General features: G+C 73.5%; 22 protein-coding genes. 11 read left to right on the top strand and 11 right to left on the bottom strand.

Going from position 1 to position 17,605, the window contains the following annotated elements; translation table 11 throughout:
* Positions 1–193 precede the first annotated feature (193 nt).
* The 3 genes from QRN23_RS08425 to QRN23_RS08415 all read left to right on the top strand — a co-directional run bounded on the left by QRN23_RS08425 (position 194) and on the right by QRN23_RS08415 (position 1,509).
* Positions 194–601, top strand: a complete 408-nt coding sequence (locus QRN23_RS08425) for a DUF7882 family protein (protein ID WP_192124281.1) — start codon at positions 194–196, stop codon at positions 599–601.
* Positions 602–771: 170 nt separating this feature from the next.
* Positions 772–1,044: a hypothetical protein gene (locus QRN23_RS08420; protein ID WP_285063207.1), complete on the top strand. Its 273-nt coding sequence runs from the start codon at positions 772–774 to the stop codon at positions 1,042–1,044.
* Between the two features lie 51 nt (positions 1,045–1,095).
* Positions 1,096–1,509, top strand: coding sequence for an SRPBCC family protein (locus QRN23_RS08415; RefSeq protein ID WP_267658862.1), 414 nt, complete (start codon positions 1,096–1,098; stop codon positions 1,507–1,509).
* Positions 1,510–1,567: 58 nt separating this feature from the next.
* Here the strand turns inward: QRN23_RS08415 and QRN23_RS08410 are convergent, their stop codons facing one another.
* The 5 genes from QRN23_RS08410 to QRN23_RS08390 all read right to left on the bottom strand — a co-directional run bounded on the left by QRN23_RS08410 (position 1,568) and on the right by QRN23_RS08390 (position 4,360).
* Positions 1,568–2,116: an HAAS signaling domain-containing protein gene (locus QRN23_RS08410; protein ID WP_285063205.1), complete on the bottom strand. Its 549-nt coding sequence runs from the start codon at positions 2,114–2,116 to the stop codon at positions 1,568–1,570.
* Positions 2,109–2,444 (bottom strand): PadR family transcriptional regulator, encoded by a 336-nt coding sequence (locus QRN23_RS08405; RefSeq protein WP_056047026.1) that lies wholly within the window; start codon positions 2,442–2,444, stop codon positions 2,109–2,111. Before QRN23_RS08405 ends, QRN23_RS08410 begins: the two co-directional genes overlap by 8 nt.
* A 52-nt stretch (positions 2,445–2,496) precedes the next feature.
* Positions 2,497–3,408 carry a MerR family transcriptional regulator gene (locus tag QRN23_RS08400; protein WP_159825320.1) on the bottom strand — a complete coding sequence of 304 codons (912 nt, stop codon included), beginning with the start codon at positions 3,406–3,408 and terminating at the stop codon, positions 2,497–2,499.
* A 111-nt stretch (positions 3,409–3,519) separates the two neighbouring features.
* On the bottom strand, positions 3,520–3,741 hold the full coding sequence (locus QRN23_RS08395; RefSeq protein WP_056047020.1) for a hypothetical protein: 222 nt from the start codon (positions 3,739–3,741) through the stop codon (positions 3,520–3,522).
* A gap of 73 nt (positions 3,742–3,814) precedes the next feature.
* Complete coding sequence (locus QRN23_RS08390) at positions 3,815–4,360, bottom strand: GNAT family N-acetyltransferase (protein WP_285063204.1); 546 nt, start codon at positions 4,358–4,360, stop codon at positions 3,815–3,817.
* A gap of 97 nt (positions 4,361–4,457) precedes the next feature.
* On the opposite strand from QRN23_RS08390, the gene QRN23_RS08385 reads away from it, so the two are divergent.
* From QRN23_RS08385 to QRN23_RS08375, 3 genes are all read left to right on the top strand, one after another.
* The gene (locus QRN23_RS08385) at positions 4,458–5,021 is read left to right on the top strand and encodes a TetR/AcrR family transcriptional regulator (protein ID WP_173151727.1); all 564 of its coding nucleotides are present in this window, start codon (positions 4,458–4,460) and stop codon (positions 5,019–5,021) included.
* A gap of 75 nt (positions 5,022–5,096) precedes the next feature.
* Entirely contained in the window at positions 5,097–6,149 is a 1,053-nt protein-coding gene (locus QRN23_RS08380) for a zinc-binding dehydrogenase (protein ID WP_285063202.1), read from the top strand.
* Positions 6,150–6,261: 112 nt separating this feature from the next.
* The gene (locus QRN23_RS08375) at positions 6,262–8,163 is read left to right on the top strand and encodes an ABC transporter ATP-binding protein (RefSeq protein ID WP_285063201.1); all 1,902 of its coding nucleotides are present in this window, start codon (positions 6,262–6,264) and stop codon (positions 8,161–8,163) included.
* 2 nt (positions 8,164–8,165) lie between these two features.
* On the opposite strand, the gene QRN23_RS08370 is transcribed toward QRN23_RS08375, so the two are convergent.
* A complete protein-coding gene (locus QRN23_RS08370) occupies positions 8,166–8,969 on the bottom strand; it encodes a hypothetical protein (RefSeq protein ID WP_285063199.1) in 804 nt (267 codons plus the stop codon).
* Positions 8,970–9,146: 177 nt separating this feature from the next.
* On the opposite strand from QRN23_RS08370, the gene QRN23_RS08365 reads away from it, so the two are divergent.
* Complete coding sequence (locus QRN23_RS08365) at positions 9,147–10,841, top strand: PHP domain-containing protein (RefSeq protein WP_285063198.1); 1,695 nt, start codon at positions 9,147–9,149, stop codon at positions 10,839–10,841.
* 48 nt (positions 10,842–10,889) lie between these two features.
* Here the strand turns inward: QRN23_RS08365 and QRN23_RS08360 are convergent, their stop codons facing one another.
* Complete coding sequence (locus QRN23_RS08360; protein ID WP_173151719.1) at positions 10,890–11,690, bottom strand: DNA-formamidopyrimidine glycosylase family protein; 801 nt, start codon at positions 11,688–11,690, stop codon at positions 10,890–10,892.
* A gap of 166 nt (positions 11,691–11,856) precedes the next feature.
* Between QRN23_RS08360 and QRN23_RS08355 the strand changes: the two genes are divergently transcribed.
* Positions 11,857–12,420, top strand: coding sequence for a hypothetical protein (locus QRN23_RS08355; RefSeq protein ID WP_285063196.1), 564 nt, complete (start codon positions 11,857–11,859; stop codon positions 12,418–12,420).
* Here the strand turns inward: QRN23_RS08355 and QRN23_RS08350 are convergent.
* The 3 genes from QRN23_RS08350 to QRN23_RS08340 form a co-directional block, all read right to left on the bottom strand.
* Positions 12,404–13,033, bottom strand: a complete 630-nt coding sequence (locus QRN23_RS08350) for a class I SAM-dependent methyltransferase (RefSeq protein ID WP_285063195.1) — start codon at positions 13,031–13,033, stop codon at positions 12,404–12,406. The genes QRN23_RS08355 and QRN23_RS08350 overlap by 17 nt on opposite strands.
* A 406-nt stretch (positions 13,034–13,439) precedes the next feature.
* Positions 13,440–13,910 carry a MarR family transcriptional regulator gene (locus QRN23_RS08345; protein ID WP_285063194.1) on the bottom strand — a complete coding sequence of 157 codons (471 nt, stop codon included), beginning with the start codon at positions 13,908–13,910 and terminating at the stop codon, positions 13,440–13,442.
* Between the two features lie 95 nt (positions 13,911–14,005).
* On the bottom strand, positions 14,006–14,746 hold the full coding sequence (locus tag QRN23_RS08340) for a ZIP family metal transporter (RefSeq protein ID WP_056046981.1): 741 nt from the start codon (positions 14,744–14,746) through the stop codon (positions 14,006–14,008).
* A gap of 123 nt (positions 14,747–14,869) precedes the next feature.
* On the opposite strand from QRN23_RS08340, the gene cmtR reads away from it, so the two are divergent.
* Both cmtR and QRN23_RS08330 read left to right on the top strand, forming a co-directional pair.
* On the top strand, positions 14,870–15,223 hold the full coding sequence (cmtR, locus tag QRN23_RS08335) for a Cd(II)/Pb(II)-sensing metalloregulatory transcriptional regulator CmtR (protein WP_159825897.1): 354 nt from the start codon (positions 14,870–14,872) through the stop codon (positions 15,221–15,223).
* Positions 15,220–15,903 (top strand): cation diffusion facilitator family transporter, encoded by a 684-nt coding sequence (locus QRN23_RS08330; RefSeq protein WP_173151709.1) that lies wholly within the window; start codon positions 15,220–15,222, stop codon positions 15,901–15,903. The genes cmtR and QRN23_RS08330 overlap by 4 nt, the downstream gene beginning before the upstream one ends.
* 76 nt (positions 15,904–15,979) lie before the next feature.
* Here the strand turns inward: QRN23_RS08330 and QRN23_RS08325 are convergent, their stop codons facing one another.
* Positions 15,980–16,660: an SDR family NAD(P)-dependent oxidoreductase gene (locus QRN23_RS08325; protein ID WP_285063192.1), complete on the bottom strand. Its 681-nt coding sequence runs from the start codon at positions 16,658–16,660 to the stop codon at positions 15,980–15,982.
* A gap of 102 nt (positions 16,661–16,762) precedes the next feature.
* On the opposite strand from QRN23_RS08325, the gene QRN23_RS08320 reads away from it, so the two are divergent.
* Positions 16,763–17,605, top strand: a complete 843-nt coding sequence (locus QRN23_RS08320; protein ID WP_056046959.1) for a helix-turn-helix transcriptional regulator — start codon at positions 16,763–16,765, stop codon at positions 17,603–17,605.

Below are 17,605 nucleotides of genomic sequence, written 5' to 3'. Positions count from 1 at the left end.
CCTGTCGCCCTTCCTCGTCGGCGGTCTAGTGTCAGGTCTCGAGGAGAGCCGAGCGGACGCATCACCGATGTGGTCTCGTCACCACGTGTGGCGTCGCGAAGACGGCCGGCGCAGTGCGCAGTGAGATCCGCACACCACCACAGCTCAGACCCTGCTGTCAGCACCGTCGGGCGTTCTCCGTCTAGGAGCAGCCATGGGATACATCGTCTACGACGGCGACGTCCTCGAGTTCAAGGTCGAGGACCGTCTCCTCGCCCACCTCCAGATCGTCATCGTGAACAAGTTCCGCCAGAACGAGTCGTTCATGTTCTCGTGGAAGGAACCGATCGAGACCGGCGACGGCCGGTCGACCGTCTGGCTCTCGCCCCAGATCAGCCTCCGGTTCAAGTTCGCCGGCAGCCGCACGGTCGAGATCAACCCCACCTGGCTCGCGGCGCTCTACGCGAGTGCGTCGTCAGGCCGGGGCCTCTACCCCGAAGCAGAGCCCGATCACGACCCGGCGACCCACCTGCCCGGTGTGACCGGCACGCACGTCGACTGGGCCACCGACCGTCCCGAGCCGTCGAGGACGAGGGCGGCGAGACCGCCGAGTCGCGCCTAGCCCGCGGGGCGCCACGTCTGGCCTAGCCCGCGGGGCTCCACGTCTGGAGGGTGCGCAGTGACCGGCGCGACGCCGGTCACCAGGCGGTCGGGTCTCCGAGGTCCACGGGGGCAGGCTACGCCTCGATCGGAGCGCTGGCGACCGCCTACCGCGCACGCTATGGTCCGGGCATGACACAACGTGCCGGCCCGGTCTCCCGCCTCGTCCTGGGTGGCGGTCTGGCGGCGTCCGTCGTGGGCGTCGTCGTGCTCGTCGTCGCGTCGGCGAGGCCCGTGTCCTTCGGATGGTTCGCGTACGCCCCCGTGTCGGACACGACCTTCACCGCTGACGGCGTGCACGTGTTCTCGACCGCGACTCTCGTGGGCGCGGTCGTCCTCGTCGTCGGCCTGCTCGGCCTGGCGGCATGGCTCGGCTACCGACGAGGTGCGCGCCGCCGGGGCTGACGCGGCGTCGTGAGGGTCGCTCGTCGGGCGGAACGCTGCTAGCTTCCCGGCATGACCTGGCCCGCCGTCCACATCTCACGTGCGTTCGACCACGACGTCACCGCCGTCTCGAGCGTCGCCGGCGACCCGGAGAACCTCCCCGCGTGGGCGGCCGGTCTGAGCGCCGGCATCCGTCACGACGAGGGGCGGTGGTTCACGGACTCACCCATGGGGGTCGTCGAGGTCGCGTTCACCGGGCCGGTGGAGCTCGGCATCCTCGATCACGACGTGACCCTGCCGGACGGGACGGTCGTGAGCAACCCCTTCCGCGTCGTGGCCAACGACCAGGGGAGCGAGGCCGTCTTCACCCTCTTCCGCCGGGACGGGATGTCGGAAGCGGACGTCGAGTCCGATGTCCGTCTCGTGCGTGGTGACCTCGACCGGCTGGCGACGCTGCTCGACGAGCGTCTCCCGCGCTCCCGGTAGGGGAACGGCCGACGGGCGCACGGCTCGGAGGTCGTCCCGCGACGAGCAGGAGCTCGCGTCAGGCGTGCCAGCCCCGGCGCTGTGCGCGGACGGCCAGCACGACGCCGACCACGGGGAACACGAGGTAGGCGACCAGGACGACGAGGTGGGTGCCGCCGAGACCCGCCGAGGCCATCACCGTCGAGGCCGCGAGGGCGAGGAGGACGACACCCACGGCGGCGAGCCACGAGGCCGCCTTCTCCCGTCGGCTCCAGGCCCTCGCCTGGCTGACGAAGAGGAGACCGGCGAGCGCACCGACGACCGGCACCAGGAACGAGCCGACGATCAGGACGACGACCGCGACGATCGAGAACGTCCGACCGGGAGGAGGCGCGTCCGGGCTGGTGGGAGGAGCCTCGCCGACGGTCTCGGCGCGCGCCCCGGCGGCGATGAAGGCCGGGTCGCCGAGTTGCCGGATGCGCGCGCCCGCGGCCTCGGCGTCGAGACCCTCAAGCTCCTCCCGGATGCCGGTGACGATGTCCCGGTGCAGGTCTGCCGGGAGTTGGTCGAGCTCGGTGTCGAGCTGCGCGAGGTAGGCGGTGGTGATCTCGGGTGTGGTGTCAGTCACGGGTGTCTTCTCCGATGAGTCGGTGTACCGAGGCGGTGAACGGAGCCCACTGGAGGCGGAAGGCGCCGAGCTGGTCGCGCCCGAGGGGTGTGAGCCGGTAGTACTTGCGGACGGGCCCCGTCGCGGACGGCTGGTCGAAGGCGGTGGCCAGGCCTTGGGCCCGGAGGCGACCGAGGATGGGGTAGAGCGTCCCGATGCTCGCGACGAGACCCGCCTCGACGAGCTGCTCGGAGAGCTGCCAGCCGTACATGGGCTCACGGTCGAGCAGTCCGAGGATGCAGTACTCGACGACCCCCTTGCGCAGTTGCGCCCCCACGTCCGCTGTCATGCGTCACAAGCTACCTTGCGGTGCAAGACAGGTCAAGGGCTCGCGGGACCGCTCAGGGCGTGGGCGTCTCGGCCACCGCCAGGTGGAGGGCCAGTTCCATGCAGCGCAGGCGGGCGGGGGAGAAGTCGTAGGGCATGCTCCGGATGACGTCCGCTGCGCTCCTGGCGCGGGAGCCCGCCGCCGTCTCGGGCGCCGGGGCCGCCTCGGCACCCTCGGTGGGGTGTCGATCGTCCCAGGCATCGAAGATCGCGTCGTCCTCGTCCCGCTGGCCCGACTCCTCGATCAGGCCCAGCAGCCTGATGTCGAAGGCGTGCCGTTCGGCCGCCACCCGTGCCACCCGGGGGTCGTCGACGGCGACCGAGTCGTCGAGCGCCTCCTCGGCGGCGTCGACGCGGTCGGACTCGGCACGCAGCTCGGGGTGCAGGGCCAGCACGAGGAATCGGCTCGCCTGGAGGACGGCACCCAGCGGGCCGAAGATGCGCTCGGTGACCAGCAGCGAGTCGAGGTCGTCCTGCCGCAGCGAGCCCTCGGGCGCGGCCTCGAGCCGGGTGGAGACGATCTCGTCGAGAAGCCCCAGGCGGCTGCCGAGCATCCGCATGCGCCGGACCGACTCCCTCTTCCGGCGTAGCTCGTCCTCCTGCGCGGCGAGGGTGTCCTCCAGTCGGGCGAGGACGCCGGCGACCTCGTCCGTGGTCTCGGTCACGCCGGTGTCCGCGCCCGGCGCGGCCCCGGTGAAGGCGTCACGGATGTCGTCGAGGGCGATCCCGGCGTCGGCCATCCGGCGGATCCACAGCAGCCGGATGATCTCCGCGTAGCCGTACCGCCGTCGGCCGTCGGTGCCCCGCTCGCGCTCGGGGAGCAGGCCCATCTGGTGGTAGTGGCGGATCGCCCGGGGAGTCACGCCGACGAACGCCGCGGCGTCGCCGATCAGGACCTGACGGGGCGGAACCGGGATGGCATGCATGGCGGGCCTTTCGACGCGGGACGACACGGGACGTGCTTCGAGCAGACCACATGACGCTGCGGCACCTGCAACCCGGGCGGTCCCGGAACGCCCGCCGACGGAGGCGCGGGGTCAGTCCCCGGCGCGATGGTCGTCGCGACGGAGGCCGACGATGCCGACGACGATCGCCGCGATGCCCACGGGGATGCCCAGGTAGGCCAACGTCCCCGCGCGACCGCCGTCCGGCACCGAGCCGAACGCGCCGGACAGGGCGAGCGCCGAGAACAGGCAGGCGACGACTCCGAACCCGATGAGCGCCCATCCTTCGGTCGATCCGCCGCGCCTCATGAACATGCCCGTCTCCGTTCCGTCGCGGTGGACTCCTCGGCACGAGTCTGCCCGTCCACGTCCCCCCGGGGCCGACGCGTCACCCGGGGAACTCGTCGGCGAGCATCGCGAAGACGAGGGCGTCGGTCCATTCGCCCTTGCTCCAGAAGTCCTGCCGGTGGTGCGCCTCCTGCCGCATGCCGACCCGGGCCGCGAGTCGGGCGGAGGCCGTGTTGCGGCCGTCCATCTGCGCGGTCACGCGATGGACGTCGTCCCGGGCGAACGCGAGCCGTAGCGCGGCCGCGACCGCCTCGCCCGCGAAGCCCCGGCCTCCGTGGTCGGGATCGAGCGTCCATCCGACCTCGAGCGTGCGGGGTTCGGACTCGGTGCGCCACAGCGCCACCGTGCCGATGAGCCGGCCCTCCCGTTGGACGACGAGGGCGAGTGCTCCGACGGGCTCGGCGAGGTCCGTCCGACCCAGGCGCCGATCGAGCTGTGCCCGTCCGGACCCGATCGTCCAGGGCTCCTCCAGGAGGTACCGCGAGACGTCCGGTCGTGAGTGGATCGCGAGGAGTCGCTCCAGATCGTCCTCGCGATGCAGGCGGAGGGTCAGCCGGGGGGTCGACGCCAGGGTGTCCGTGTCCATGACGTCGATCCTCGTGCATCGCCCGGCCGCCGGCGAATGGCTGCCGTCCGCACGATCACGGTTGACAGATCATCGGTGTGAGTGTTCACTCAGTCACATGACCTCAGGCACCTCGACACGATCGACGGCGGAAGCGCAGCGTGCGCTCATCACGACCGCCGCCGTGCACGTCTTCGCCCGCAAGGGCCTCCACGCGACCCCGGTCGCCGACGTCGCCGCCGCGGCCGGGGTCTCGCCGGCCTACGTCTTCCGACTCTTCGACGGCAAGGAGGGGCTCTTCGTCGCGGCCGTCCGGCACACCTACGCCCTCGTCGAGGCGACCATGCGCGAGGCCGGGGCGGCGGCCGCGTCGACGACGCCGGAAGGCGTCCTCGACGCGATGACCGAGGCCTACGTCCAGTTGATCGCCGACCGCGACCTCATCCTGATGCAGTCGCACGCACAGGCGGCGACGGACGTGGCCGCGGTCCGTCGGGCCGTCCACGACGGACTCGGTGCCGTCGTCGAGGCCGTCACCGAGGGATCCGGTGCCGCCCCCGACGCCGTGCAGCGGTTCATCGCCTACGGGCAGCTCTGCCACCTCGTCGTCCAGGCGGACCTCGCCCGCGTGCCGCAGTCCTGGGCCTCGACCCTCACCGCCGGCATCCGCCACCGCGACTGAGCCGGGCGGCGCGCCCGCTCGTCCTTCTGCATTCCCGCAGTTGTGACTGACTGAACACTAACAAAGAGGAACACCATGAACGCGATCACCTCGCTCCCCACCACGACGACGCGGATCGTCCTTCCCGGCCTCGTCGAACCCGACGGACTCGTGGTCGACCTCGCCGCCCCCGTCGGGACGCCCGGCGCCGGCGAACTCCTCGTGGCCGTCGAGGCCACGGGGATCTCGTACGCCGAACAGGCGATGCGTCGCGGGCGGTACTTCGCCCAGCCGGCCTTCCCCTTCACCCCCGGTTACGACCTCGTCGGCACCGTGCTGGCGGCGGGCACCGACGCGGACCGCGGCCTCGTGGGCCGACGCGTGGCGACGTTGACGAAGACCGGCGCCTGGACCGGACACGCGATCGTCGCCGTCCGGGACAGCATCGTGGTCCCCGACGGACTCGCCGCCGACCTCGCCGAGGCGGTCACCGTCAACGGCGTGACCGCGTGGCAGATGCTCCACCGAGCCGCCCGCGTGCAGGCCGGGGACACGATCCTCGTGTTCGGGGCGAACGGAGGCGTGGGCGGGCTCCTGATCCAGATGGCCCAGCACGCCGGCGTCCACGTCATCGCGGCGGCGTCCCCGCGCCACCACGAGTCCCTTCGGGCGCGAGGGGTCGTCCCCGTCGACTACGCCGACCCGGACCTCGCTTCGGCCGTGCGCCGGTCGGCTCCCGCCGGGGGCCTGGCGGCGGTCTTCGACAACGTCGGTGGGGAGACGGCGCGGACCTCGTGGTCCCTGCTCGGCCGCGGTGGCACCCTGGTGTCGTACGCGATCATCGCCGCCGTCAGCGGCACCGGGAGCCTCTGGCCGCCGTTCCTGCGGCACCTGGGCCGCATCCTGACCTGGAACGCCCTCCCGAACGGCAGGCGCGCCACCTTCTACGACCTCTGGGCAGGCCACGGCACCCGCGGGAAGGCGTACCGGGAACGCCTCGACGAGGACCTCACCCACGTCCTGGAACTCGTCCGGGACGGCGTCCTCACGGCGAACGTCGCGGCGCGGTTCCCGCTCACCGACGTCGCGAGCGCGCTCGAACTCGCCGAGTCCCGGACCCTCGACGGCAAGGTCGTCCTCCTTCCCTGACGACGGCCTGCCGACCGTCCCGGGCAACGTCGGACCGTCCCGGGCACGGCTGCTGCGAGCCCGGGGCGATCCGCCGTCTACATTGGGCCAGGCCCCCACGGAAGGAACCACCATGAGCATGGAAGGCGCGGCCTGGAGCTCGCTCTACAAGATCTCGTCCGCACGGGACGGCGGGCACGGCATCTCGCGCGCGTCCGTCCGGCGGATCATGACGTTCGCGGTGCCCTACCGGTCGAAGCTGGTCATCTTCATCGCCCTGTCCGTGGTGGGTGCCGTGCTCGCGGTCGCGACGCCCGTGCTGGCCGGCCGGGTGGTCGACGTCATCGTCGCGCGGGGCGAACTCGCGTCCATCGTGCGGCTCGCCGTCCTCATCGCCGTCGTGGCGCTGGCCGACGCCGGCGTCTCGCTCGTGACGCGCTGGTTCTCGGCCCGGATCGGCGAGGGCGTGATCCTCGACCTCCGCACCGCCGTCTTCGACCACGTGCAGAAGATGCCGATCGCGTTCTTCACCCGCACCCGGACGGGCGCCCTCGTGAGCCGCCTCAACAACGACGTGATCGGCGCCCAACAGGCCTTCAGCGGCACCCTGTCGGGCGTCGTCACGAACGTCGTGGCCCTGGTCCTCACGCTGATCGTGATGCTCAGCACGTCCTGGCTCGTGACGGTCCTCGCCGTGGTCATGCTGCCGATCTTCCTGGTCCCCGCGCGGCGCATGGGCAGCCGTCTGGCCGCGCTGCGCCGCGAGGCCGCCGACCACAACTCCGCGATGAGCACGCAGATGACCGAGCGCTTCTCCGCGCCCGGGGCCACCCTCGTCAAGCTGTTCGGCCGTCCCGACGAGGAGGCGGAGGAGTTCCGCGTCCGTGCCGCCCGGGTCCGCGACATCGGGGTCCGCACCGCGCTGCTGCAGTTCGTCTTCGTCACCGCCCTGACGCTCGTCTCCGCCCTCGCCCTCGCGCTCGTCTACGGGCTGGGCGGCGCCCTCGCGCTCGCCGGCCAGCTCGACACCGGCGAGGTCGTCACCCTGGCCCTCCTCCTCACGCGCCTGTACGTGCCGCTGACCGGCCTCGCGAACGCGCGGGTCGAGATCATGAGCGCGGTGGTGAGCTTCGAGCGCGTCTTCGAGGTGCTGGACCTCGAACCGCTGATCCAGGAGAAGCCCACCGCCGCCTCCGTCCCCGAGGGCCCGGTGAGCGTGGAGTTCGACGACGTCCGCTTCGCGTACCCGTCCGCCGACAAGGTGTCCCTCGCCTCCCTCGAGGAGGTCTCCACCCTCGACACCCGCGGTGGCGAGGAGGTGCTGCACGGCGTGTCCTTCCGGATCGAGCCCGGGCAGACCGTCGCGCTCGTGGGCACGTCGGGTGCCGGGAAGTCCACGATCGCGCAGCTGATGTCGCGTCTGTACGACGTCGACGGCGGCGCCGTGCGCCTCGCGGGGACGGACGTCCGCGACGTGACCTTCGCCTCGATGCGCCACACGCTGGGCATGGTGACCCAGGACGGCCACCTGTTCCACGAGACGATCCTCAGCAACCTGCGCCTCGCGAGGCCGGAGGCGACCGACGACGAGGTGTGGGACGCCGTCCGCCGCGCGCGGCTCGAGCCCCTCATCCGGTCGCTGCCGGACCAGCTCGACACGATGGTGGGGGAGCGCGGCTACCGGCTCTCGGGAGGCGAGCGTCAGCGGATGACCATCGCGCGCCTCCTGCTGGCGCAGCCCCGCGTCGTCATCCTCGACGAGGCGACCGCGGCTCTCGACTCGACGTCCGAGGCCGCCGTGCAGGCGGCCCTCAGCGAGGCGCTCGAGGGGCGGACCGCGCTGGTCATCGCGCACCGCCTGTCCACCATCCGCAGCGCGGACCAGATCCTCGTGGTCGAGGACGGCTCGATCGTGGAGCGCGGCACCCACGACGAGTTGCTGGCCGCGGCCGGCCGCTACGAAGAACTGCACCGCACGCAGTTCGCCGTGCAGAAGGACGTCGCCGCGGACGAGCAGGCGCCGAGCGCGCCGTAGCCCTATTCCGCGGGCGGCCCGTCGACGGGAGCGGTCCGGCGTCGCCGCAGCACGAGGGCGGTGCCCGCCGCGAGCAGCCCCGCGGCGAGAGCGCCGACCCCGGCGACCTGACCGCCCGTGAAGGCGAGGGCTCCGTCGGCGGAGGGCCGGGCCGTGGCCGAGGGTCGCGGCGTCGAGCCCGCCCCGGCCCCGGCCCCGTCCGTGGGTGCGGGGGAGGGTGCCGTGCCGGGGGCGGTCGGCAGCGCGGTCGGGTCGTCCGTCGGCGGAGCCGGGTCGACCTCGGCGCCGGGCACCGACCAGGTCCCCGCGGCGAAGGTCACGGGCAGCGTCGCCGCGACGACGACCGTCGACGGGATGCCGGACTCGACGACGAGGCACTCCAGCGAGAGCGTCGCTCCGCCCTCCTCGACGCCGGCGGCGACCACCTCCTCGAACGAGATGGCCATCGGCACCTCGACCGGCTGCCCCGCGGTCACCGCGACGCTCGGGGACGTGACGACGGTCGCGCCTCCCGACGTCACCGAGAGCCGGGCGGCGTCGTCCGCGTCGACCGGGCAGCCCGCGGCGAGCAGCGCCGAGGCGAACGAGGGATCGGCGCGTGCGTCGCCGGACACGATCGCGGTGCCGGCGGCGTCGCGCAGCACGAGCGGCGCGGGGTCGGCGGGTGCGGGTGCCGGGGCGGCGACGGCGGCACCGGGGCCGGCCAGGCCGGCGACCGCGCCGGCGGCGAGGGCCGCCGCGACGAGCAGGCCCCGTCCGGAGGCGCGCGAGGGGAGACGACGGACGGCGGGGGCGGAGGGGAGCATCGGGACCTTCGGTGGGTGCGTGGACTGCGCGGCGGGGAGCGCGCGGCGACGCCAGGACTGTCGCGCACCCGGGGGAACGGATCGTGAACGCCCGGTGTCGTCCGCGTCCCCGACCGTTGGCCTGCGGTTCAGGCCCGCTGCCTACGGTCGGGACGCCCGCCCGACGAAAGTGAAGCCATGTCCCTCGACCCCCGCCCCGAGCAGTCCGCGCCGACCGGATCGGGCCTCTCGCGCCGGACCTTCCTCGGGGCCTCCGTCGCCGCGACGGTCGCCGTGGGGACGACGGCCCAGGGGCTGCGGGGAGCGGACCCCGCGCAGGCGGCGCCGCTGCCGTCGGCGCCCGCCGTCGTCGATCCGGCCGCCGTCTCGTGGCTGGTCTTCGACCACCACGTGCACTCGGTCTACTCGCACGACGCGAAGTACCCCATGACGACGATCCTCGATCAGGCGCAGAGGTTCGGGGTCGACGCCATCGCCTTCACCGAGCACAGCAACAAGGGCCACGCCAACGTCGGCGGGGTGTTCAACGCCGCCCGCGAGATCGAGACCGCGCGGGCTGCCCGGCCCGACCTGCTCGTGCTGCAGGGGCTCGAGTGGTACATCCCCGGCGCCGAGCACGCCACCGTGCTCGTCGCACCCGGTCCCGCCACGACCCGTGTGCTGCGCCGCTTCGAGCTCGACCACGACGGCAAGCTGAACGGCTGGGAGAAGCCGCGCCCCGGCACCGACGACGCCGCCGAGTGGCTCGTGCACGCCACCGACGCGATCGCCTGGCTCGGCGCCCAGAAGAGCGCGGGCGTCGTCGACGACGTGATCGTCCTGGCGAACCACCCGAGCCGCCTCGGCATCGACTCGCCCGGCGAGCTGCGGGCCTGGCAGGACGCCGATCCCGAGGTGTTCGTCGGCATGGAGGGCGCCCCCGGTGCCCAGGCCGGTGCCGTCGCCGCGAACGCGTCGACGCGCTCGCGGCGGGGCGAGTACGAGAACGCCCCCAGCGAGTTCTCGTTCGCCGGCTACCCCGCCGAGGCCTACCTGACCCACGGCGGCTTCGACTGGACGACGGCCGTCGTCGGCGGCGTGTGGGACTCGCTGCTCGGCGAGGGCCGGCGCTGGTGGATCACCTCGAACAGCGACCTCCACCTCAAGGAGTTCGACGCCACGCGCGTCGGCGACTTCCCGACCGGGCCCGGCTGGGAGTCCGGCGCGACGCTCGCCAACTTCGACCGTGCCGGCCGCCGCCCCGACCCGGTCGCGACGGCCACGCCCCAGAACGGCGCCGACTTCTGGCCGGGCGAGTTCAGCCGGAACCACGTCGGCGCCGTCGACCGGTCGTCCGCCGCGCTGCTCGACGCGATCCGCGCCGGTCGGCTCTGGGTCGACCACGGGCACCTGGTCGCCGGGCTGTCCGTCGTGCTCCGGGCCACCGGCGGGCAGGAGGCGCAGGCCACTCTGGGCGGGACCCTCACCGTCCCGCGCGGCACCGCCCTCGAGCTCGTGGTCGACGTCGTGCCCACGACGACGCCCACCTCACGGGGCACGATCCCGCGGCTCGCCCACCTGGACGTGATCCGTGGCCGCGTCACCGGACCCGCGGCCGACCGCGACGAGCAGCGCGCGCCCGCCACCCGGGTCGTCGAGCTGCTCGACGTCGCCGACCGGTCCGCCGCTCCGTTCCGCGTCGTCGTGCCGCTCGAGCCCGCCACCGAGGACGGCTACGTGCGCCTGCGCGGCAGCGACGGCCGGGTGCACGGCGTCGGCCCGCTCGGAGCCGACGTCGACCCGCGGGCACCCCAGCCGTTCCCGATGAGCCCGGCCGACCCGTGGGCCGACACCTGGCTGTACGCGAACCCGATCTTCGTCAGCGTGCGCTGAGCCGACCGCGGCCCACTCCTGGGGGAACGTCGTCGCGACCGTACCGCGTCACGCCGCGGGCTGGCACCGCGGGCACCACCAGGCCCGCCGCGTGCGGCCGTCCGGCGTGGGAGGGTCGTCGCGCGCCTCGACGCGGGTGCCGCAGCGCAGGCACGGGCGTCCGGCCCGGCCGACGACCCAGTGCGTCTCGCCGCGGCGCGTCCGGCCCGTCGTGACCTGATAGGCGCCGGGCGTCGAGACCGAGAAGCGCAGGGCGCGCGCGGCCACGTCGACGAGCTTCACCAGGTCGACCTCGCCGATCGGGGCGGCCGGGTGCAGGCCACGCAGGTACCCCACCTCGTTGACCCAGAGGTTGCCGAGGCCGGCCATCGGACGTTGGTCGAGCAGCGCGGCACGGACCGTGACGTCGGGGAGTGCGGCCAGGCGACGTCGCGCCTCCTCGGGGTCCCAGTCGGGGCGCAGCGGGTCGGGGCCCAGGTGGCCGACCAGCGCGTGCTCGTCCCGGGTCGGCACCAGGTCGACGACGGGCAGGTCGACGCCCCAGAGGGTGTGGCCGTCGTCGAGCCGGGCACGCACCCGCACCTGCCGCTGCAGCCGGGACGGCAGGACGCGGCCGGGGCGCGTGAGCGTCCACGACCCCTGCATGCGCAGGTGCGTGTGCAGGGTGGTGGCGTCGTCGAAGCGGGTCAGCAGGTGCTTGCCGTGGGTGTCGACCTCGACGACGCGCCGACCGGCGAGCGACTCGCCCGCCCGGCCGCCCGACCGCAGCTCGCCGTCGACGACGACACGCCCGACGAGCGAGGGACGGAGGCGCGCGGCCAGCAGGTGGACGCTGTCACCCTCCGGCATGCCGCGATGCTACTCGGCGTGCCCCGCGCCGGTCACGCGGGAGTCGCACCGCCGACGCGTCGTCGAACCACCGTGTCCCGTGGTTCGACGACCCGACGGTGGTGCGACCCCGACACGGGGACGCGCTGGCATCACCACGATCGGTCGTCTGCCTTAGCCTCGGCCCATGAGCTCACCCACCTCGTCCGGGCCGTCGACAGGAACGTCGTGTCCCGTCGCGGTGCTCCTACCGGGTACCGGGTACGGGGTCAAGGCGCCGCTGCTCTACTGGCCTGCGTTGATGCTGCGGCAGCTCGGTTGGCGAGTCGAGGCCGTCGAGTGGGATGCCCGAGATCTGACGGCCGACGACTCGCGGCCCGTCGTCGAGGAGCGGCTGCAGGATGCCGCGGAGGCCGTCGGCGGTCGCGTCGACCTCGTCCTCGCGAAGTCGTTCGGCACCCTCGCGTTGCCGTGGGCCGTCGAGCACGGCGTCGCAGGGGTGTGGTTGACGCCGGTCCTCACCGAGCCCGTGGTCCTCGATGCGTTGACCCGCGCCTCCTCGTCACACCTCGCCGTGGGCGGAGGGGCCGACTCGATGTGGCAGCCGGCGCGGGGGCTCGAGACGCATGCGGGCCTCGTCACGTTCGACGGCGCCGACCACGGCCTGCTCGTCGACGATTGGGCGACTTCGTTCGACGCGCATCGCGCCGTCCTCACGGCCATCGAGACCCACATCAAGGGGCTGGGCTGACGGTCTCACCCTGAGCGACACGGGCGATGATCGCGCCGTGGGGCCTCGGCCCGGACCGTGGTCCCGTGCGGGTGTGGGTCTCGAGCACGTCGAACCCGGAGGCGCGCAGCTCGTCCGCGAGGAGGTCGGGCGCCCAGCGCCACGCGGTCGTGATCGCGTGGTCGAAGGGTTCGACGGTCGACCCGGTGAAGAACCCGACGAGCAGCCCGCCGCCCGGCCGGAGCACCCGGGCGAACTCGCGGAGGGGGCGCCGGATGCTGCCCGGGTCGTGGTGGATCAGCGAGTACCAGGCGAGGACTCCTGCGAACTCGCCCGGCTCGTACGGCAGGGCGTCGACGTCGCCCAGACCGAACGAGACGTCCGGGTGGGTGCGGCGCGCGTGCCCGACGAAGGCCGGGACCCGGTCGAGACCACGCACGTGGACGCCCCGCGCGGCGAGGTGCCCAGACCAGTGGCCCGGCCCGCAGCCCGCGTCGAGCACGGGGCCCTCGACCGTCGTCGCCCAGGACGTGACCAGGTGTTCGTCGGCGGGGTGCACCGACGACATCGAGCCGAGGTGGTCGACGTACTCGCGGGCGCGCGCGGCGTAGCGTTCCCCGACGTCGGATGTCATGCCCCGCAGCCTAGGAGTCGTGGCTCGAGGTCGGGCTCGGAGTCGGAGTCGCACCACCGTCGTGTCGTCGCACCACGCAACACGGTGGTGCGACGACGCGACGGTGGTGCGACCTCGACCTCGACTGCGGGGCGTCGCATCGACAGGGGCGGTGCCGCACCGCCGACTGGACGTCGCACCGCCGAAATGGGCGGTGCGACGCTCAGCACGCGGTGCGACCCGGGCGAGGAGGCGCGGCGAGAGCGGGCGAGGACGCGCGGCGGGCGAGGAGGCGCGGCGCGGCGGGCGAGGAGGTGCGGTGCGGCGGGCGAGGACGCGCGATGCGACACGGGCGAGGAGGCGCGGCGCGGCGGGCGAGGAGGTGCGGTGCGACCGGGCGCACGAGTCCGGCACCGGTCGGCCCGGGTCAGGTCGCGGATTCGCGGGCGGCGGCGTCGAGCGCGGCGGCGATGCTGTCGAGCTGGGGGAGGGCCTCGGCGATCGTCTCGTCCGTGCCCGTGGTCGAGAGGACGTACTGGTACGCCTCGCGCAGGGTGGTCGTGGTGTCCTCGCCCTGCGTGGTCAGGTGGAGGAAGAGGCTGCGGCGGTCGCCCGGGTGACGGCTGCGCGTGACCTGCCCCGACTTCTCGAGTCGGTCGACCACGGCCGTCGTCGCCCCCGTGCTCAGCAGCAGCTGTTGGGCGAGTGCTCCCGGGGTGAGCCCCGGGGCGTCGGCGACGGCGAGCAGGGCCGCCAGCTCGGTGTGGCCCATCCCGAAGACCTTCGCGGCGTGGAGCCGGTAGCGGCGGTGGGCCTCGTCCAGGGTCTGCAGCGTCGCGGCGAGGCGCCGGACGGACTCCGGGTGGTTCTCCGGAGTGGCGGGAAGGTCGGGGCTCACGACAGCAGGGTACCGAGCATCGCCCCCGGTGTCGGCACCGTTGCGCAGAACGGATGACCCAGTTCGGGGCGCGACGACCCGCTCGGGCGACCCGCTCAGGCGACCTGGTGCACGACGTAGCTCGCGACGAAGCCGAGCACCGTCACGAGTCCCGTGAGCGTCTGCGTCTTGCGGAAGGCCTCGGGGATCATCGTGTCGCAGATCATCGCGAGGATCGCCCCGGCGGCGAACGCCATGACGAACGACTGTCCGCCCTCGGGCACCCCGCCGAGCAGGGCGTACCCGCCGAGCGCGGACAGGGCGCACACCACGGCGATGCCCGACCAGAGGCCGAAGACGTACCCGGCCGACCGGCCCGACGACTTGAGGTCGGCCGTGCTCGACATGCCCTCGGGGAAGTTCGAGATCACGACGGCCACCAGCACGGCGATGCTGAGGGACCCGCCGCCCGTCAGGCTGACGCCCTGCACGGCGGTCTCGGGGACGCCGTCGAGCAGGGCGCCGAGGGCGATGCCCAGGCCGGTGCCCGAGCCGGCCGACCCGCGACGGTGGTGCTTGCGCCGGAACCCGCCGTGCTCGAGCAGCTGGTCCAGGACGACGTAGACGACGGCGCCCGCCAGGAACCCGCCGAGGGTCGGGAGCAGCCCGCCGCTGCTCGTGGCCTCGTCGACGAGGTCGAACGAGAGTGCGGAGATCAGGACGCCGGCACCGAACGCCATGACCAGGGCGACCACCTCGCGGGGCACGGTGACGAACCACGACACCGCCGCCCCGACGACCAGGGAGAGGCCCGAGAGCAGGCCGGCGAGAGAGGCGAGGAGGAGCGGTGAGGGCACGAGGACGTGTCTAGTCCTTCCGTGCGCAGGAGGCGCGGTGCCGGTCCCGAGGACCGGACCCGCGGGGGATGGACGTGTGCCCCGGGCGCCCTGACCGGTCAGCGAGTGCTGTATGGTCAGCACATGCTGACCCTTTCGTCCCGCGTCGACGTGATGAACCGCCTGGGGCGGGCGATGGCCGACCCGACCCGCTCACGCATCCTGCTGACCCTGCTCGAGGGCCCCGGCTACCCCGGCGTCCTCGCGACGGAACTCGGCCTGACCAGGTCGAACGTGTCGAACCACCTCGCATGCCTCCGCGGGTGCGGTCTCGTCGTGGCCGCCCCCGAGGGGCGATCCACCCGGTACGAGATCGCCGACGTCCACCTGACCCGAGCACTGACCGCCCTCGTCGAGGTGGTCCTCGCGGTCGACGACGGTCTGCCGTGTCCGGACGACTCGTGCGACGTGCCGTTCTGCTGCGGGGGCGGTGCATGACCTCCGCCGCACTGTCGCCCGCGCCGATCGCCCCGGCCCGTCGCCTCCTGCTGCAGCGGCGCATCCGTCTCGTCGTGGCGATCACGATCGGCTACAACGTGGTCGAGGCGATCGTCGCGATCGCCGCGGGCACGGTCGCGTCCTCGACCGCGTTGATCGGCTTCGGCCTCGACTCCGTCGTCGAGGTGCTCTCGGCCGCCGCGGTCGCCTGGCAGTTCGCGGCCCCCGACCCCGAGAGGCGCGAACGGCTCGCCCTCCGCGTGATCGCCCTCTCGTTCTTCGGTCTCGCCGCCTACGTCGGCGTGGACGCGGTCCTCGCCCTGGCCGGCGCCCGCGAACCCGACCACTCCCCGGTCGGCATCGTGCTGGCCGCCGTCAGCCTGGCGGTCATGCCGTTCCTCAGCCTCGTCGAGCGACGAACCGGCACCGAGCTCGGCTCGGCCTCCGCCGTCGCCGACTCCAAGCAGACCCTCATCTGCAGCTACCTCTCGGCCGCCGTCCTGCTCGGCCTGGTGCTCAACCTCGCCTTCGGGTGGACCTGGGCGGACCCCGTCGCAGGACTCGTCATCGTCGTCTTCGCCGTCCGTGAGGGGGTCGAGGCCTGGCGCGGCGAGGCCTGCACGACACCCGTCTCGGCCCTCACGGGCGAACGCGGAGCCGAGGCCTGCGACTGCTGCTGAACGGCCGGCCCACCGGACGCGCAGGAGGCGCGGTGCCGGTCCCGAGGACTCGCACCGCGCCTCCTGCGGTCGCCGCTCAGTAGTCGATGCGGCCCCGGCGGTCGTGGAACTCGCCGGTCGGGCCGTCGGGCCCGAGCAGGGCGAGGGCGACGGTGGCGTCCGTGCCCTCGGTCACCGTCTGGTGGCCGCCGTGCCCGTTGAAGTCGGTGGCGGTGTAGCCGGGGTCGCTGACGTTCACGCGGAAGGTCGGCAGGTTCTTGGCGTACTGCACGGTCAGGGCGATCACGGCCGCCTTCGAGGACGCGTAGGGCACCGCGGCGACGGGGTACTCGTCGTGGCCCTCGGTGCTCAGCCAGCGCGGCCAGCCGACGCCCGACGCGACGTTGACGATCACGGGACGGTCGGAGCGGCGCAGCAGGGGCATCGCGGCCTGGGTGACGCGGACGAGCCCGACGACGTTCACGTCGAGCACCTCCTGCATCGTCTCGGGGGTGAGGTCGTCGACGCCGAACGACGACCCGAGGACGCCCGCGTTGTTGACGAGGACGTCGAGCTCGGGCAGGGAGGCGAGAGCCGCGTCGACGCCGGCCTGGTCGGTGACGTCGAGCTGCACGGCGTGGGCGCCCAGGGCCCGGACGGCGTCGCCCGAGTCGAGGTCGCGCATGCCGGCGTACACGGTGTGGCCCGCCTCGAGCAGGCGGCGGGCGGTCTCGAGTCCGAGGCTCTTGTTGGCCCCGGTGATGAGTGTGGTGGTCATGGGTCCATGCTGCGCCCGGCCCCGCCTCGGCACCCAGGCCCCGCACGACGGGAGGACTGCCGGTACCACCCTCGGGCGCGCGGGCCGGGGGAGGATGGCTGCATGAGCGAGTTCGCGGACGTGTTGCGGTCGTGGCGTGACCGGGTCGGCCCGGCCGACGTGGGGCTGCCCGCGGGGGCGGGGCGACGCACGACGGGTCTCCGCCGCGAAGAGCTGGCGGCGCTCGCCGGGGTGAGCGTCGACTACGTCGTCCGCCTCGAGCAGGGTCGGGCGACCAACCCGTCCCCGCAGATGCTCCGCGCCCTGGCGGTCGCCCTGCGCCTGAGCGACGACGAACGCGACCACCTCTACCGCTCGGCCGGCGCCGCGCCTCCGTCGGCCGGGATCGTCCCACGCCACGTGGGGCCCGGCGTGCAGCGCATCGTCGACCGGCTCGGGGACGTGCCGCTGGCCGTCTTCTCGGCGACCCACGACATCCTGCTCTGGAACCCCCTCTGGGCCGCGGTGAACGGCGACCCGTCGCGCCTGGTCGGGCTCGAGCGCAACCTCGTCTGGCGTCACTTCACGTCGGGCCACGAGGGCACCGAGTTCGACGCCCGGCACGAGGAGGACTTCGCGAGCGACCTCGCCGCCGACCTGCGGGCGGCGGTGGGGCGCTATCCGTCGGACCCCTCGCTCGGCCACCTCGTGTCGCGCCTGCTCGAGACGTCGCCCGAGTTCGCACGCCGCTGGGCCGAGGCCAAGGTCGCCGAGCACCGGGCCAGTCGCAAGACGGTGACGGGCACCCCGGTCGGCCCGATCGCGATCGACTGCGACGTGCTGACCGCGCCCGGCGACCTGAGGATCGTCGTCTACACGGTCGCGCCGGGGTCCGACGACGAGGCGCGACTCGACCTGCTGCGCGTCACCGGGCTGCAGTCGATGGCGGCGACCTCGGCCGGCTGA

This window comes from Frigoribacterium sp. ME-P-080 (assembly GCF_030209595.1).
Taxonomy (GTDB): Bacteria; Actinomycetota; Actinomycetes; order Actinomycetales; family Microbacteriaceae; genus Frigoribacterium.
Note: the sequence above shows the minus strand (reverse complement) of the source record. Positions and strands in the feature narration are given on the sequence as shown.

Coding starts and splice junctions, on each gene's coding strand:
- QRN23_RS08425 (WP_192124281.1), top strand. CDS start 194: ATGGGATACATCGTCTACGACGGCGACGTCCTCGAGTTCAAGGTCGAG.
- QRN23_RS08420 (WP_285063207.1), top strand. CDS start 772: ATGACACAACGTGCCGGCCCGGTCTCCCGCCTCGTCCTGGGTGGCGGT.
- QRN23_RS08415 (WP_267658862.1), top strand. CDS start 1,096: ATGACCTGGCCCGCCGTCCACATCTCACGTGCGTTCGACCACGACGTC.
- QRN23_RS08405 (WP_056047026.1), bottom strand. CDS start 2,444: ATGACAGCGGACGTGGGGGCGCAACTGCGCAAGGGGGTCGTCGAGTAC.
- QRN23_RS08400 (WP_159825320.1), bottom strand. CDS start 3,408: ATGCATGCCATCCCGGTTCCGCCCCGTCAGGTCCTGATCGGCGACGCC.
- QRN23_RS08395 (WP_056047020.1), bottom strand. CDS start 3,741: ATGTTCATGAGGCGCGGCGGATCGACCGAAGGATGGGCGCTCATCGGG.
- QRN23_RS08390 (WP_285063204.1), bottom strand. CDS start 4,360: ATGGACACGGACACCCTGGCGTCGACCCCCCGGCTGACCCTCCGCCTG.
- QRN23_RS08385 (WP_173151727.1), top strand. CDS start 4,458: ATGACCTCAGGCACCTCGACACGATCGACGGCGGAAGCGCAGCGTGCG.
- QRN23_RS08380 (WP_285063202.1), top strand. CDS start 5,097: ATGAACGCGATCACCTCGCTCCCCACCACGACGACGCGGATCGTCCTT.
- QRN23_RS08375 (WP_285063201.1), top strand. CDS start 6,262: ATGAGCATGGAAGGCGCGGCCTGGAGCTCGCTCTACAAGATCTCGTCC.
- QRN23_RS08370 (WP_285063199.1), bottom strand. CDS start 8,969: ATGCTCCCCTCCGCCCCCGCCGTCCGTCGTCTCCCCTCGCGCGCCTCC.
- QRN23_RS08365 (WP_285063198.1), top strand. CDS start 9,147: ATGTCCCTCGACCCCCGCCCCGAGCAGTCCGCGCCGACCGGATCGGGC.
- QRN23_RS08360 (WP_173151719.1), bottom strand. CDS start 11,690: ATGCCGGAGGGTGACAGCGTCCACCTGCTGGCCGCGCGCCTCCGTCCC.
- QRN23_RS08355 (WP_285063196.1), top strand. CDS start 11,857: ATGAGCTCACCCACCTCGTCCGGGCCGTCGACAGGAACGTCGTGTCCC.
- QRN23_RS08350 (WP_285063195.1), bottom strand. CDS start 13,033: ATGACATCCGACGTCGGGGAACGCTACGCCGCGCGCGCCCGCGAGTAC.
- cmtR (WP_159825897.1), top strand. CDS start 14,870: ATGCTGACCCTTTCGTCCCGCGTCGACGTGATGAACCGCCTGGGGCGG.
- QRN23_RS08330 (WP_173151709.1), top strand. CDS start 15,220: ATGACCTCCGCCGCACTGTCGCCCGCGCCGATCGCCCCGGCCCGTCGC.
- QRN23_RS08325 (WP_285063192.1), bottom strand. CDS start 16,660: ATGACCACCACACTCATCACCGGGGCCAACAAGAGCCTCGGACTCGAG.
- QRN23_RS08320 (WP_056046959.1), top strand. CDS start 16,763: ATGAGCGAGTTCGCGGACGTGTTGCGGTCGTGGCGTGACCGGGTCGGC.